The organism is Cellulomonas sp. (genome assembly GCF_035634735.1).
Taxonomy (GTDB): Bacteria; Actinomycetota; Actinomycetes; order Actinomycetales; family Cellulomonadaceae; genus Cellulomonas.
Window position 1 is genome coordinate 1 of record NZ_DASQCJ010000024.1, and the last position, 14,720, is coordinate 14,720.

General features: G+C 77.2%; 14 protein-coding genes. 8 read left to right on the plus strand and 6 right to left on the minus strand.

Annotated elements, in window-relative coordinates; genetic code table 11:
* Positions 1-85 precede the first annotated feature (85 nt).
* Entirely contained in the window at positions 86-520 is a 435-nt protein-coding gene (locus VER05_RS02180; RefSeq protein WP_324843772.1) for a DUF2000 domain-containing protein, read from the plus strand.
* Positions 521-1,384: 864 nt separating this feature from the next.
* On the opposite strand, the gene VER05_RS02185 is transcribed toward VER05_RS02180, so the two are convergent.
* A complete protein-coding gene (locus tag VER05_RS02185; protein WP_324843761.1) occupies positions 1,385-1,954 on the minus strand; it encodes a DinB family protein in 570 nt (189 codons plus the stop codon).
* A gap of 282 nt (positions 1,955-2,236) precedes the next feature.
* Between VER05_RS02185 and VER05_RS02190 the strand changes: the two genes are divergently transcribed.
* The 3 genes from VER05_RS02190 to VER05_RS02200 all read left to right on the plus strand — a co-directional run bounded on the left by VER05_RS02190 (position 2,237) and on the right by VER05_RS02200 (position 5,081).
* Positions 2,237-2,953, plus strand: coding sequence for a biliverdin-producing heme oxygenase (locus VER05_RS02190; protein ID WP_324843762.1), 717 nt, complete (start codon positions 2,237-2,239; stop codon positions 2,951-2,953).
* Between the two features lie 91 nt (positions 2,954-3,044).
* Positions 3,045-3,680: a TetR/AcrR family transcriptional regulator gene (locus VER05_RS02195; RefSeq protein WP_324843763.1), complete on the plus strand. Its 636-nt coding sequence runs from the start codon at positions 3,045-3,047 to the stop codon at positions 3,678-3,680.
* A 75-nt stretch (positions 3,681-3,755) separates the two neighbouring features.
* Positions 3,756-5,081: a sensor domain-containing diguanylate cyclase gene (locus VER05_RS02200; RefSeq protein WP_324843764.1), complete on the plus strand. Its 1,326-nt coding sequence runs from the start codon at positions 3,756-3,758 to the stop codon at positions 5,079-5,081.
* Between the two features lie 9 nt (positions 5,082-5,090).
* On the opposite strand, the gene VER05_RS02205 is transcribed toward VER05_RS02200, so the two are convergent.
* Both VER05_RS02205 and VER05_RS02210 read right to left on the minus strand, forming a co-directional pair.
* Entirely contained in the window at positions 5,091-7,139 is a 2,049-nt protein-coding gene (locus VER05_RS02205; RefSeq protein ID WP_324843765.1) for an NHL domain-containing thioredoxin family protein, read from the minus strand.
* Between the two features lie 139 nt (positions 7,140-7,278).
* A complete protein-coding gene (locus VER05_RS02210; protein ID WP_166941682.1) occupies positions 7,279-7,506 on the minus strand; it encodes a DUF6458 family protein in 228 nt (75 codons plus the stop codon).
* Between the two features lie 155 nt (positions 7,507-7,661).
* Between VER05_RS02210 and VER05_RS02215 the strand changes: the two genes are divergently transcribed.
* The gene (locus tag VER05_RS02215) at positions 7,662-7,952 is read left to right on the plus strand and encodes a hypothetical protein (RefSeq protein ID WP_324843766.1); all 291 of its coding nucleotides are present in this window, start codon (positions 7,662-7,664) and stop codon (positions 7,950-7,952) included.
* A gap of 59 nt (positions 7,953-8,011) precedes the next feature.
* Here the strand turns inward: VER05_RS02215 and VER05_RS02220 are convergent, their stop codons facing one another.
* The 3 genes from VER05_RS02220 to VER05_RS02230 all read right to left on the minus strand — a co-directional run bounded on the left by VER05_RS02220 (position 8,012) and on the right by VER05_RS02230 (position 13,017).
* On the minus strand, positions 8,012-10,057 hold the full coding sequence (locus VER05_RS02220; RefSeq protein ID WP_324843773.1) for a S9 family peptidase: 2,046 nt from the start codon (positions 10,055-10,057) through the stop codon (positions 8,012-8,014).
* Between the two features lie 96 nt (positions 10,058-10,153).
* A complete protein-coding gene (locus tag VER05_RS02225) occupies positions 10,154-12,253 on the minus strand; it encodes a cytochrome c oxidase assembly protein (RefSeq protein WP_324843767.1) in 2,100 nt (699 codons plus the stop codon).
* Positions 12,253-13,017: a copper resistance CopC family protein gene (locus VER05_RS02230; RefSeq protein ID WP_324843768.1), complete on the minus strand. Its 765-nt coding sequence runs from the start codon at positions 13,015-13,017 to the stop codon at positions 12,253-12,255. The genes VER05_RS02225 and VER05_RS02230 overlap by 1 nt, the downstream gene beginning before the upstream one ends.
* A gap of 117 nt (positions 13,018-13,134) precedes the next feature.
* On the opposite strand from VER05_RS02230, the gene VER05_RS02235 reads away from it, so the two are divergent.
* The 3 genes from VER05_RS02235 to VER05_RS02245 are packed head-to-tail and all read left to right on the plus strand — an operon-like array spanning position 13,135 to position 14,720.
* Positions 13,135-13,833 carry a JAB domain-containing protein gene (locus VER05_RS02235; protein ID WP_324843769.1) on the plus strand — a complete coding sequence of 233 codons (699 nt, stop codon included), beginning with the start codon at positions 13,135-13,137 and terminating at the stop codon, positions 13,831-13,833.
* Positions 13,830-14,234 carry an NUDIX domain-containing protein gene (locus tag VER05_RS02240; protein WP_324843770.1) on the plus strand — a complete coding sequence of 135 codons (405 nt, stop codon included), beginning with the start codon at positions 13,830-13,832 and terminating at the stop codon, positions 14,232-14,234. Before VER05_RS02235 ends, VER05_RS02240 begins: the two co-directional genes overlap by 4 nt.
* Positions 14,235-14,243: 9 nt before the next feature.
* A complete protein-coding gene (locus VER05_RS02245; RefSeq protein ID WP_324843771.1) occupies positions 14,244-14,720 on the plus strand; it encodes a PPOX class F420-dependent oxidoreductase in 477 nt (158 codons plus the stop codon).

A 14,720-nucleotide genomic window follows, 5' to 3' on the forward strand; every position in this document is an offset into this window, starting at 1 on the left:
TTCGCCGACCCCGCCCGCCGCGCCCGGCCGCGCCCTGCCCGCCGCCGACTCCGCCGAGCCGGCGGTCGGCTTCGACCCCGACGAGATCCGCCTCGACGAGCCGACGCGCTCCGCCCGGCTCAAGTGGGTGGTGGTCGTCGACGAGTCGCTCGACCCCGGCCGGGCCGCGAACGCCGTCGCGTGCGTGACGGCCGCGACCGTCACGGGCGTGCACGGCCTCCTCGGACCCGGCGCGCCCGACGCCGACGGCGGCACGCACACCGGCCTGCCCTGGACCGGCTGCACCGTGCTGGGCGCGCCCCGCGCCACCCTGGCGGCGCTGCGCGCCAAGGCGGTCGCCGCGCCCGGCGTGCACGTGGCCGACATGCCCGCCATCGCCCAGCAGATCCGCGTGTACACGGAGTACCTCGCGGCGATGGCGGGGCGACCGGCGGACGCCCACGACTACCTCGCCCTGAGCATCGTCGGCCCGCGGAACCGGGTCGACCGGCTGGTCGGGAAGCTGCGCCTGCTGGGCTGACGCCACCCGTCCCCAGGCGCGCACCCGCCGGGTCCCCGCGGGTCCCCAGCCGTCCACCGGGCGTGCACACGGCGTCCACAGGCGTGGGCGCCCGTGCCCCGCACGATCCACGGCCCCATGCACAAGGTGGGGACAACTCCTGTGGATACAGCCGGACATATCGCCCTACCGGGTGGTCCGAGGGGCCGTTCGGGCGACCACGGGGTGTGGACAACCCCGACCACCCTGTGGGTAACCGTGCCCGGGGACGGAGAAGGGCCCCTCGGAGTAAGCGTCCGAGGGGCCCTCCCCGATCGTCGTCCCAACGTCCCCGACGGATCGGGGACCGGCGGCCGCTCTGACGGTGCAGCTCCGCCCCGGCACCCGGCGGCGACCTCGGGGGGCACCAACCGCGGGCGGGACGGCGACGATCCGACCTTCGGGGTCCTACGGGCCGCTGCGTCGTCATCCGCAGCTCGTCGGGTCGCCCCGCCGAGGTGGTCCGTCGTTCTCCCTCGGGTCCCGACCCCGCCGGCTCCGCCCCGCCGGGCGCCCGCCGAGGCGGGCTTCCCTGCGGTGGACGGTGCGTCCGTCGAGGTCGTTGGAAGAGTTCTAGTCCTGGCGCGAGGACGCCCGCAAGGGCCTGGGGCCGGGAATTCTCGTCCACCGCCGGGTGCACATGTTGTCCACAGCGTCACCTGCAGGATCATGCGGTGTTCACAGGGTTGTGCACAGAATCTGTGGATGACGGCGCTGTCCCGCGGCGGGCCCGGGCGGGTGCGGCGCGCCTGCACCGCCCGGTGGCCGTCGGCCCGTAGCGTCGTCCCCGGATCGAGGCCCCTCGGAGTAAGCGTCCGAGGGGCCTCGCCGCGTCTCCCCCGGCCGTCAGGCCCGCACGTCGTGCAGGTGGTGCACCACGTCGTGCAGGAAGTACTGCCCGAGCGTCGTCACGGTGAACGTCGACCCGTTGGACCGGCGCCCCGCACGGCCCCACTGGTCCGGCCGCACCGCCGCGAACCCGGCGGCCAGCGCGGCCGCGGCGTCGGCGAGCTCGTCCGCCACCCGACCGGGGTCCTGCCGGTCGTACCGCTCGGCCGCGGCGGTGGCGTCCTGGTCCCAGTTCGGGAACAGCGGGTCGTCCTCGGTGAGCATCAGGCGCAGGCGCTCGGTGAACACCCGGTGCACGTCCCGGACGTGGGCGCCGTACTCGAGCGGCGACCAGGTGCCCGGCGCGGGCCGGTCGCGGACGTCGAGCCGGTTGAGCGCGGCGCGCCACCGCGGCACCAGGTCGTGCACCGTGCCCGCGATGTCCGGGCCCGCGACGTCGGTGCCGGCGAACCCGCACTCCGGGCAGCGCTCGGCGAGGACCCAGGTCCAGTCCTTCGCGTCCGGGTCGGCGGGGCGGTAGTCGTCGGCGGGGTCGGCGTCGGGTGCGGGGGGCGTCGCGGCGGTCACGCCACGCACGCTATCCCGCGCGGCGGCGCGCGGGGGCACGGGGGGCGTGCGGGCACGCGGGGGCGCTCGGCGGCGCGGCGTGTGACGCGGGCCGCGGGGAGCGCTCGGGGTGCGTCGGCGCGGGGGCGCTCGGGGCGCCGGGTGCACTGGGCCCGCGTGGGCGACCACCCCACGGCACGGCCGAGGCCCCTCGACAGGCGAGGGTAGGCAATCCTTACTTCGTGCGGTACGTTCTGACGCGACGTCATCTCGACGCCCGCCGCGCGCCCCCGGGGAGACCGCATGACCACCACGCACGACCTGCCCGCCGCCGCGCCGCGCGCCGACGCCCCGGCCGCCGACGCCGCGGGCGCCGCGCCCGGGCCCGCCCCCCTCTCGCTGCTGCTCCGCGAGGGCACCCGCCCGGAGCACGAGGCCGCCGAGGGATCGACGTTCGTGGAGGACCTGCTGGGCGGCCGGCTGACGACCGCGGCGTACGTCGACCTCGCCCTCCAGCTGCACGCGGTCTACGTGGCCCTGGAGGAGGTCGGCGAGGAGGTGCGCCGCACGCCGGCGGGCGCCGGCGTCGTGTTCGACGAGCTGGCGCGCGTCCCGGCGATCGAGGCCGACCTCGCGCACCTCGCCGGCCCCGCCTGGCGCGACCGGGCCGTGCCGCTGCCCGCCACGGCGGCCTACGCGGCGGCGGTCCGCGCCGGCGGCTCCGACGTCGGCCGCTACGTCGCGCACGCCTACACCCGGTACCTCGGCGACCTGTCGGGCGGTCAGGTCATCGGCCGGATGGTGCAGCGGCACTACGCGGTCGCCGACGAGGGCGTCGGCTTCTACGCCTTCCCCGCGATCCCGAAGCCGAAGCCGTTCAAGGACCTGTACCGGACTCGGGTCGACGCGCTGGACCTGACCGAGGACCAGCGGGCCGCGGTGGTCGACGAGGCGCGAGCCGCGTTCCTGCACAACCGGGCCCTGTTCGCGGCGCTGGCCGAGGTGCACAGGGCCGCCTGACCGCGCCCCGGCGCGTGCCCCGCGCGACACCTGCACGCTCCCGACACACCTGCGCGCCGCGGATGCTGACATCGCGTGCGATCATGTCAGCATGCCCAAGATCATCGGCGGCTCGCTGCACGAGCACCGGGAGCAGACGCGGCTGCGCCTGTTCGGCGCGATGTCCCGGCTGATGGCCGAGCGCGGGTTCGACTCGATCACCCTCGCCGACATCGCCCAGGCCGCCGGCGTCGGCCGCACGGCGGTGTACAACCACTTCGCCGACAAGGAGTCGATGCTCGTCGGCTTCATCATGCACGAGACCGAGCAGTACGTGGCCGCGCTCGAGGCCGAGCTCGCCGGCATCGACGACCCGACCGAGCAGCTGCGCGCGTACGTCCGGGCGCAGTGCGAGCTCAAGCGGGACTACCACCTCGCCCCGGGCCCGGACCTGCGCTCGGTGCTGTCCCGCGGCACGCAGCAGCGGGTCCGCGAGCACGTGGTGCTGGTCGAGGCCATGCTGCGCCGCGTGCTGTCCGCCGGGATCGAGTCGGGCGCGTTCCCCGAGCAGGACCTGGGGACGACGGTCTCGCTCGTCAACGCGTGCCTGAGCAGCCGCGGCCTGCCCGACGACCAGCCCGCGCGCGAGCGCGCCATCGAGTCGACGGTGCTGTTCGTGCTCCGCGCCGTCGGCGCCGGGGAGCGCGCGGCGACCGGCGTGCTCGAGCCGGAGGCCGTCCCCGCCTGACCGGCGTTCACCCGCTCGGAGGACCCCCGGTGCGCCCCGCGTGTGGCCGGGAGCCCGACAGGCGATGATGTGCCGGTGACCGACGCCCCGCCGCCGGCCCGGACGAGCGCGCCCCGCGGTGACGGGGACGACGCCCGGCACTTCGCCCTGCTCGCGCACCGCCTCGGGGGCGCCACCGCCCTGGGCGAGGTGCACGAGGCCGCCGTGGTCGCCGCCCGCGACCTGCTCGACGTCGAGGTGGCCGCGGTCGCGCGGCTCGAGCAGGACGACTGGCACGTGCTGGCCGCCGAGCCCACCGACGAGCTGCCCGCCGCCGAGGAGGCCCTGCGCGACGGCGACGCCGTGCGGGCGCTGGTCCGGCGCCGCGAGACCTGGCTGTCCGCGCCGGGCGACGACCCCGCGCGCCCGCGCCCCGCGCTGGTCGCGCCCGTGGTCGTGAACGGCGACCTGTGGGGCGTGCTGTGCGCGGTCCGCGACGAGCGCGCGCCCGCCTTCACCGCCGACGACGCGGCCCGCGGCGAGGTGCTGGGTGCCCTGCTCGGGGCGCAGGTCGCCCGGCTGGACCTCGCGGAGCAGGTGCGGCACCTGGTGTCGGACGACGCGCTGACCGGCCTGAGCACCCGGCGGGTCGCCGACGAGGCCGCGCAGCGCGCGATCGACTCCGGCGACGAGACCTGCATCGTGATGTGCGACGTCGACGGCCTGAAGCGGGTGAACGACGAGCTCGGGCACGACGCCGGCGACGAGCTGCTGCGGAGCGTGGCCGGCGTGCTGCGCCGCGCCGGCGGCGGGCTGCCCGGCTCCACCGTCGCGCGGATCGGCGGCGACGAGTTCTGCGTCGTGACCTCCGGCATCCCCCGCACGACCGTGGTGCAGGTGATGGACGCGACCGTGGGCGACAGCGCGCTGCCGTTCGGGGCCTCGCTGTCCTACGGCATCGCGTCCTCCGCGCGCGGCTCGCTCGGGGCGGCGCCCACGCCGCGGTCGCTGTTCCGCCGGGCGGACGCCGCGCAGTACCACGCCAAGCGCAGCCACGCGGCGGCCCGGGCCCGGCAGTACCGCGCCGACGACCCGGGGGCGGTGCTCGGCCGCACCGTCGCGGCCACCGTCACCGCGCTGTCGGCGACCGGCCCCGCGCCGCTGTCCCGGCTGTGCGCCCTCGCCGCGGCCGCGACCGAGGCGATGGGCGGGTCGGGCTGGTCGGTGCAGCGCCACGACGGCGGGGACCCGGTGGTCGTGGCGCGCGGCGGCACGGGCTCGCTGCACGTCTCCGGCGTGCGGCAGGTCGAGCTGCGGCGCGCCCCGTGGTCGGTCACGGTCGAGTCGACCCTGCCCGACGACCGCACGGTCACCACGACCCTGCAGACCCTGCTCTCCCTGGCGGTCCTGGGCGCCGCCTGACGCCGCGGCTCAGCCGTGCAGCGGGAGGGACAGCTCGGCCGGGGAGCCGGCGACCACGCGGACCGGGACGCCCCAGTCCTGGGAGTTGAGGTGGCACGCCGGGAACTCGATCGCGGGGTCCGCGTCGCAGCTCGCCGCGCGCGCAGTGATGTGCAGGACGCCCTCGCCGACGTCGGCGTTGATCCGCAGCGTCCGGGTCAGCGGCACGTCGTCGCCGGCGCCGTCGAGCAGCAGCTCCGCCGGCGTCGACGACACCCGGAGCATCGTCGACGGACCGAACCGGTCGTCGTACTTCTGCCCGGCCGCCGGGGTGAACACCACGTCGAGGGCCAGCTCGCCGGGGGCGATGTCGGTGACCGGCCGCTGCGTGCGGTGGGCGCCGGCGTCCAGGACCTCGCCGGCCAGGGTCGCCGGCAGCGCGATCCGGGTCAGCCGGTGCGCGGCCGACTCGACCACCAGCAGCGTCACGCCGCCGGCCTCCGCGTCGGCCTGCACGACGATGCCGCTCGGCTCGGCGAGGCCGGTCGCGAGCGTGCTCACCTCGCCGGGGCCGTCGCCGTCGGCCGCGGGGGCCCACCGGCGGACCGCCCCGTTGTACGTGTCCGCCACGACGACCGAGCCGTCCGGCAGCACCGCCACGCCGAGCGGGTGCTGCAGCAGCGCCTGGTCGGCCGCGCCGTCCCGGTGGCCGAAGTCGAACAGGCCGGCGCCGACGGCCGTGCCGACGACCGCGCCGGACCAGGCGTCCGCGGGCCCGGTGGGCGCCGTGCGGGCGGCGGCGAGCGCGGCGCCCGCCCCGACCAGCCCCACGAACCCGCCCGGCGCCGGCGCCTCCGCCGCCGCGGCCGCCGCGGGCGTCCCCGGGTCGATCCAGCGCAGCGCGGAGACCTCGGAGTCGGCCAGCCACACCCGGCCGTCGGCGGCGAGCGCCGTGCCGGAGGTCTGGGCGAACCACGCCTCGCGCGGGTCGCCGTCGGTCAGGCCCTCGTTCATCGTGCCCGCGACGGGCTCGACCACGCCGTCGACCGGGTCGAACGCCCACAGCTGGTGGTTGCCGGCCATCGCGACCAGCGCGGTCCCCGTCTGCGGCGACCAGACCACGTCCCACGGCGAGGACAGCGGCACGGACGTCGCCGCGCGCGCCCCGCCGGCGCGCCACAGGTCCGTGCGACCCGGCAGCGGCGCGGGCACGGTCGGCTCGCCGACGAGGTACTGCTCCCCGGTGCCGGCGACGGTGGTGACCGCGCCGTCGGACAGCCGCACGCCGCGCAGCGCGTGGTTCACGGTGTCCGCCACCAGCACGTCGTAGCCGACCGCCGCGGCGACGTCCTCGGGCAGCAGGGCCAGGCCGTTCGGCTCGCTGAACCGCGCCTCGTCGGGGCCGCCGTCGACCAGGCCGCGCTCGCCGGACCCGATGCGGCGGACGAGGGTCTCGCCGTCCGCGGCCAGCTCGGCGAGCGAGTGGTGCCCGGCGTCGGCGACCAGCAGCGTGCCGCCCGGCAGCGCGACCGCCTTCGCGGGGAACCGCAGCGTCCCGGCCGTCGGCTCCGGCGGGACGTACGGGCCGCCGCCGCGGTGCAGCGTGCCCTTGGCGTCGTGCTCGGCGACCAGGTCCCGGACCAGGCGCTCCACGTTGCTCTGGTGCCCCTCGCCGGCCATCTGGGCGACGATGTAGCCCTCCGGGTCGATGACGACGAGCGTCGGCCAGGCGCGCGCGGTGTACGCGGACCAGGTGACCAGCTCGGGGTCGTCCAGCACCGGGTGGTGCACCTCGTACCGCTCGACGGCGGCGGCCAGCGCGACCGGGTCGGCCTCGTGCACGAACTTCGGCGAGTGCACGCCGACGATCACCAGCACGTCGCGGTACTGCTCCTCGAGCTCGCGGAGCTCGTCGAGGACGTGCAGGCAGTTGATGCAGCAGAAGGTCCAGAAGTCCAGGAGGACGATCTTGCCGCGGAGGTCCGCGAGCGCGACGTCCTGGCCGCCGGTGTTGAGCCAGCCGCGGCCGACGAGCTCGGACGCGCGGACCTTCGGGAGACGGGTGCTGCTGGTGGTCACAGGAGTAGTGAACACGACGCGGCCCCCGGATCGTCCCGGGGGCCGCGTGCTGGTCGGGTGGGTACCCCCTCCCGACAGTGGAAGGTTGTGACGGACACGCCGACGGCGTGTCCGTCACAACCTTCCACCCATGGGCGGGTCAGGCCGCCGGGGGCGGGGTGCGGCCGTCGTACCGCTCGACGACCTCGCGGTGCGAGGTGTTCGCGCGCTGGTTGGTCAGCACCAGCGCGAGGATCAGCGCGAGCACGCCCGCGCCCATGCAGATGTAGCCGATGACCGTGAGGTCCACGTTCGCGATGTTGTCGCTGACGCCGAACGCGAGGATCGCGCCGATGACGATCAGGGCGATGCCGCCGCCGATGCCCATGGTCGGACTCCTTCCCGGCCCGGGCGGGGGTGCCCGGGGCTCCGGGACCGAGTCTGGCGGCGGATGCGCTGCTCCGCGCGTCGAGCGGGGGGCCCGGACGGGTGACGTCACCGCGACCGGACCCGCGGGGCGGCGGCCGGTGCCACGATGCCCGGGTGACGCACCCCACGGACCGGACGCCGGACGACCGGCCGAGCCGGCGCGCCCTCGGCTGGCTGCTGGCCACCGGAGCGCTGCTGGTCGCCGCCGCCGCGCTCGGCGTCCTGGACCTGGCCGGGGCGTTGCCGGCCGGGGCCGCGTGGGCGTGGGCGGGCCTCCTCGTCGCGGGCGCCGCCGCCGCGGTCGTCACGACCGTCGTCGCCGCGCGGGACAGCGGCGCGTCGGTGCCCCGCACGATCGGGCGGGCGCTGCTCGCGCCGGTGCGCTTCCTCCTCGAGCTGCCCTGAGCCGACCCGCCCTCGGGCCGCACCGCCGGGGTGACGGCGCGGCCCGCGGGCGGCGCGACTCAGCCCAGGACCTCGGGCAGCGGCGGGAGGTCGTCGCCGCTCAGGCCCAGCACGTGCTCCGCGAGGAACGCGTCCACGACCTGGTACCAGACCTTGGCGTGCTGCGGGCTCAGCACCCAGTGGTTCTCGTCCGGGAAGTAGAGGAACCGGTGCGGCGTCTCACCGTTCTCGTCCGCCGCCAGCGCGGACCGGGACAGCAGCTCGTACCAGAGCCGCAGGCCCTCGCCGATCGGCACCCGGTAGTCCTTGTCGCCGTGCACGACGAGCATCGGGGTGACGATCTTCTCGACCGACAGGTGCGGGGAGTTGGCGAGCGCCATCTCCGGCGTCATCTCCCGCTCCCAGTAGAAGGAGTGGTCGGTCGTGGGGCCGAACTGGTCGAGCGCCCACAGGCTGGCGTGCGTGACGATCGCGCGGAACCGGTCGGTGTGCCCCGCGACCCAGTTGGCCATGTAGCCGCCGAACGAGCCGCCCATCGCCGCCGTCCGCGTCTCGTCGACGTCGGCACGCGCGACCGTGGCGTCGGTGATCGCCATGAGGTCGGTGTACGGCGCCGCGCCCCACGCGCCCCAGCCGCGCTGGACGAAGTCCTGGCCGTAGCCGGTGGACAGCGCCGGGTCGGGCAGCAGGACGGCGTAGCCGCGGGCGGCCATGATCCACGGGTTCCACCGCCAGGACCAGGCGTTCCACGAGTTCAGCGGCCCGCCGTGGATCCACAGCAGCAGCGGCGCGGGCGACGCGGCGGACGCGCCCTCCGGCAGCACGAGCCAGGCGCGCACCTCGGCGCCGTCCTCGGCCGTCGTCGTCACCTCGGTGAGCGTGCCGGGCAGCGCAGGCAGCGGCGCGGGCGCCGGCAGCGCGACCGCCTCGACCGGGGAGCCGGACGCCAGGGCCGCCGCGAGGTCGACCCGGACGGGGTGCGCCGGGGCGGCGTACGAGATCCGCAGCGCGTACAGCGTGGCGCCGTCCGGGCTGACCCGCAGGTCGCTGAACACCGCGTCGTCGGCGGTCACCTGCGTGACGGCGCCGGAGTCGAGCGCGACGTGGAACACCGGCCCGCGGCCCAGGTGGTCCGCCCCGACCAGCAGGCCGGCGCCGTCGCGCGTCCAGGCGATCTCGTGCGGCCAGCGGTCCCAGCCCTCGGCGACCCGGCGCGGGGCGCCGTCGGCGGCGTCCAGGTCGGCGACCCAGAGCTGCACCTGCGGCGCGGCGGTCGGCGTCGTGATGGTCTCGCGCACGTAGGCGACCCACCGGGAGTCCGGGGACACCACCGGGCCCGCGACGTCGGCCGTCGGGTCGTCCACGAGCACCCGGCGGGTGCCGGTGGCGACGTCGACCGCCACGAGCTGCTGCCGGAGCGTGCCCCGCGCGCCGGGCCGCGCCCACGAGGTCACGAGGGTGCGGCCGTCCGGCGACAGCACGGCGTCCTGGTGCTGCAGCGCGGCACCGGCGTCGGGGGCCAGGTCGCGCAGAGCGAGCCGGGGCGCGGCCGCGCCGGCCTCGGGCGACGCGGCGACGGTGCTGAGGTCGCCCGCGAACAGCCGCGGCTGCGCGGGGCCCAGGTCGTGGTCCCAGTACCGCACCGGGTAGGAGGAGTGCAGGATCGCGGCGACCTTGGCGTCCTTGCGAGCGCCGATCAGCCGCTCGTCCTCGGCGTCGTCGGCCGCGCTCGGCAGCACGTCCGACGGGACGACCACGACGGGGGCGTCCTCGGCGACGACCACGCCGCCGATGCCGGCCTTCCGGGACGCGACGACCCGGGCCTCGGCGCCGTCGGCGGGCAGCAGCCACAGCGCGGCGGGCGGCTCGTCGTCCGGGGCGTCGGCGTCGGCGTCCGGGCGGGCGGAGGTGAACAGCAGGTCGCCGGTCGAGGCGAACCGCGCGGCGGACTCGCCCTTCGCGGACCGGGTCAGGCGGCGGGCGGGGCGGGCGCCCTCGGGGTCCACCTCCCACAGCGCGGTCACGTACCGGGTGCGCTTGGCGTCCAGCGTCGACACCGCGGTGACGAGCCGAGTGCCGTCCGGGGACAGCGCCAGCCCGGACATCCGGGGCAGGGCGACGTAGGCGTCGAGGTCGTGGAAGGGGGTCGGGGGCGTGGGCTCGGGCGTGGTGTCGGCAGCGTCGGTCACCCCGCCGTCCTATCACGGCTCCCGCGGCACCTCACGGGAATCCGGCGCCCCGCCTGCGTCCCGCTCCGCCAGCCGCGCGAGCATCGCGTTGTACTCGTCCATCTCCGTGTCCCCGTCGCGCGCGACCTTGCGGTCCCGGCGCCTCGCGGTGCGCTCCTCGTCCCGCGCCCACGCGAACGCCACGGCGATCGCGAGCGCCAGGGTCGGCAGCTCGCCGATGCCCCAGGCCACGCCGCCGCCGCGCTGCTGGTCGACGATCGCCGACGGCCCCCACTCGCGGCCGAGCAGGCCGAACCAGTCGGGCACCAGCAGCACGTCGCCGGTGGTGAGCGCGACGCCGAAGAACGCGTGGAACGCCATCGTCGCGAACAGCAGCAGCAGCCGCTGGGGGTACGGCGGGCGGTTCGGGCCCGGGTCGATGCCGACCAGGGCGTTCACGAACAGGTACCCGGCCAGCGAGAAGTGCACCACCATCGCGTAGTGCCCGACCTCGGAGGTCAGCGCCCAGCGGAACACGTCGGTGTAGTAGAAGACGACCATCGAGCCGGCGAAGTTCACCGCGGCGACGACCGGGTTGGCGAAGAACCGGCCCCAGCGGCTGTGCACCAGGCCCAGCAGCCACTCCCGCGGGCCGCGCGACGCGTCGGGGGCGCCCCGGCCCGCGCGGGTGGCCCGGGACGGCAGCGCGCGCAGCGCGAGCGTGACCGGCGCGGACAGCGCGAGCAGCACCGGGATCACCATCGCCAGGATCATGTGCTCGACCATGTGGGCGCTGAACAGCACGTGCCCGTACATCGCCGGCCCGCCGGACGTGGTCCAGAAGAACAGCGCCATGCCCGTCACCCAGGACGCCGTGCGCGCCCAGGACCAGGCGTCGCCGCGGCGGCGCAGCCGGAGCACCCACCGGACGTAGACGACGACGCCGGCGACGGCGGCGGACGCGAGCAGCACGTCCCAGCGCCACTGCGTGATCCAGGACAGCGTGGTCGGCTCGGGCGGCAGCAGGTGGCCGGTGACGATCTCGGCCGGGGTCGGGTCGGTGATCGGGTCGTCCGGCACCGGCGGCGGCGAGGACCCCAGCGCGACGGCGACGCCCGACACGGCGCCCATGACGGTGAGCTCGACCAGGACGAGCCGCCAGAACAGCCAGGTGGCGGGGGCGCGCGCGTCCCCCGCCAGCCGCCCGACGACCCGGCGCCGGTGCGCCAGGCCCAGCAGCCCGAGGACGCCGAACAGCACGATCTTCACCAGCAGCAGCACGCCGTACCGGGTGGTCCAGTCGTCCCACGAGCCCAGCCGGATGACGGAGTTGACCGCCCCGGACACCGCGACGGCGACGAAGCACCAGGCGGCGATGACCGAGAACCGCGCGACCGCGGGCGCGAGGTCGGCGCCGAGCCGGTGCGCGAGCGGCGACAGCGCGAGCAGGGTCCCGATCCACAGGGCGGCGCCGACCAGGTGCAGGAACATCGACGACGTGGCGAGGTCGTGGCTCGCGGCACCGGCGGCGTGCCCGGTCTGCGCCGACTGCCACAGGGCGACCACGACGAGCAGCGCGGTCCACGCGGTGCCGACCGGGGACGTGGTCATCAGCGCGAGGGCGGTGACGACGGCGGCGACCACCGCGACGGTCAGCAGGACGCGGCCGAGCTCGAACTGGGTCACGAACTGGCCGAGCTCGCCGCCGAACGCCGGGTCGGTCGGCGACAGGCCCGCGACGTTCGCGTAGGTGAGGACGAGCTCGACGACGGCCGTGAGCGTCCACACCGCGGCCGCGACGGCCGTGACCCCGGACGCCGCGCGCACGATCGTCTCGTCGCGGCGGACCAGGACGGTCGCGAGCAGCACGAGCCCGCCCAGGGTCGCGGACGCGGCGAGCTCGGCGCCGGTCGACGCGATCGGCAGCCCCCAGCGGACCAGGGCGCCGGGGTCGCGCAGGGCCGTCGGCGCCGCCGCGCCCGTGAACGCGATGCCGGCCACCACGGCGGCCACGGCCGCGACGGCGAGCGCGGCGATCCGCAGCCAGTCGGCCCGGCCCCGTCGGCCCCCGTCCGCGGCGCGGGGGGTGCGGGCCGGGCGCGGGCCGGCGGGCGCGGCGACGCCGGGGGCCATCAGCCCTCCGCCCGGCCGTCCCCGCCGGTGGTGCCGGTCGGGCCGGTGGGGCCGGCCGGGCCGGCGCCGTCGTCGCGGGACCGGCGGCGCTCGCGCACGACGAACACGGCGACCGCGACCGCGGCCAGCACGGCCACGACGACCGCGGCGACCACCCCGGCCGCCACGCCGGCGTCCTCGTCCTCGGCGAGCTCCTGCTGCGGGGCGAGCGTCGCCGAGACCGTCGCCTCGGACGACGGCTCCTCGGCCTGGGTCGACGTCGTCGGCTCGGCGGTCGGCTCGATCGTCTCGGGCGCGGTCGGGCCGGCGGCCGCGGCGCCGGCGGTGGCCGTGAACGCGAGGGTGCCGGACAGCGGGTGGCCGTCGGCGGAGGTGACCCGCCACTCGACGGAGTACGCGCCGGCGGGCAGGTCGGCGGCGAGCGCCTGGGAGACGGTGTTGTCGACGAGCTCCGCGGCGCCCTCGCTCACGGTGCTGCCGTCCGGCCCGAGCACCACGATCTCGGTCCCGAGCGCCTGCGCGGGCTGGTCGAAGGTCAGCGTGATGCTCGCGGGCGGCGCGTCGACGGTGGACCCGTCCGCCGGGTCGGTCCCCAGCAGCGCGTTGTGCGCGTCGGCGCGACCCGCGGTCAGCAGCACCGCCGCGAGCGCGAGCAGCAGCGCGGCGACGGCGGCCAGCGCGCGGGGCGCCGGGGCGGGGGCGGCGGCGACGCGGGCGAGGCGGGCGGGCGCGGGGGCGGGGGTCGGGCGCTCGGAGGGGATCACGGCTCCATCATCACCCGCACGGGCCACCCACCGCGCCACGGGTGGCGCGGATCACCCGCTGCACCCGGCCTGTGGACAACCGGCTCGGGGCCGGCCGGCGCCCCTAGGGTCGAGGAGGTGAGGACCCCGATGCTCGCCGACCTCGACCCGGACCAGCGCCCGCGGGAGCGGATGCTGCGCCTGGGCGCGGACGCGCTGTCCGACGTCGAGCTCGTCGCGCTGCTGCTCGGCTCGGGGCGGCGGGGCGCGAGCGCGCTCGACACCGCCCGGGACCTGCTGGCCGCGCACGGCGGCCTGGCGGGCCTCGCGCACGCCGACCCGCCCGCGCTGCTGCGCTCGCCCGGCGTCGGCCCCGCCAAGGCCACCCGCGTCGTCGCCGGCCTGGCGCTCGCCCGCCGGTTCGGCACCTCCACCGACCGGCGCGCGACCGTCCGCACCCCGGCCGACGTGGCGCGGCTCGCCGCCCCGCTCCTCGCGGGTCCGGCCGACGGTCGCGTGGTGGCGGTCGCCGGCGACCGCGCGGCGCGGCTCCTCGGCGCGGTCGTGGTCCCCGGCGCCGCCGCCCACGCCGAGCCGTTCGCGGTGCGGGAGGTGCTGGCGGAGACGCTGCGACGCGGCGGGGTGACCGTCGCCCTCGCGCACCGGCACGACCCGGGCGACCCCGACCCGCACCCGGCGGACGCCCGAGCGCACGCGGCCGTCGCCGGGGCGGCCGCGCACTGCGGCGTCCGGGTACTCGACAGCCTGGTCCTGCGGGGCGACTCCTGGCGGTCGGCGACGGAGGACCCCCGGGCGGGGGCAGGATGGGCGCCGTGACCGACGCGCACCCCACCCTCCGGATCGCCGCGGCGGTCATCGTCGACGACGCGGGCCGGTGGCTCCTCGTCCGCAAGCGGGACACCGCCGCCTACATGCAGGCCGGCGGCAAGATCGAGCCCGGCGAGGACCCGCGGGCCGCCGTGGTCCGGGAGATCGGCGAGGAGCTCGCGGTCGTCGTGGACCCGGCGCGGGTCCGGGACCTCGGCCGCCGCGAGGCGCCGGCGGCGAACGAGCCGGGGCACCACCTCGAGGCGCACGTGTTCGCCGTCGACGGGGTGACCGGCGCGGTGCCGACGGCCGAGATCGCCGAGGCCGTGTGGGTGACGCCCGCCGAGGCCGCCCGGCTGCCGCTCGCGCCGCTCACCGTCGACCTGCTGCGGGAGGCGGCCGCGGCCTAGGGTCGGGGCATGGCCCGCTCCATCGCGACGAACACGACCGTCGACCTGCCCGAGCTGCTGGACTTCCTCCGCACCCGGCACCACCTGCTGCTCGCCACCGCCCGGCGCGACGGCCGCCCGCAGATCTCGCCGGTCAGCGGCGGCGTCGACGACCAGGGCCGGATCGTCATCTCGACCTACCCCGGGCGCGCCAAGACCGTGAACGCCGAGCGCGACGCCCGCGTCTCGGTGCTCGTGCTGTCGGACGAGTGGGACGGCCCCTGGGTGCAGGTCGACGGCGACGCCGAGGTCCTGCACATGCCGGAGGCCGAGGACGCGCTGGTCGACTACTACCGGTGCATCGCCGGCGAGCACCCGGACTGGGACGAGTACCGCGCCGCGATGCGGGTGCAGGGCAAGAGCCTGATCCGGGTCACGCCGACCCGCTGGGGCCCGGTCGCCACGGGCGGCTTCCCGGCGGACGTGGCCGCGCGCCTGGACGGCTGA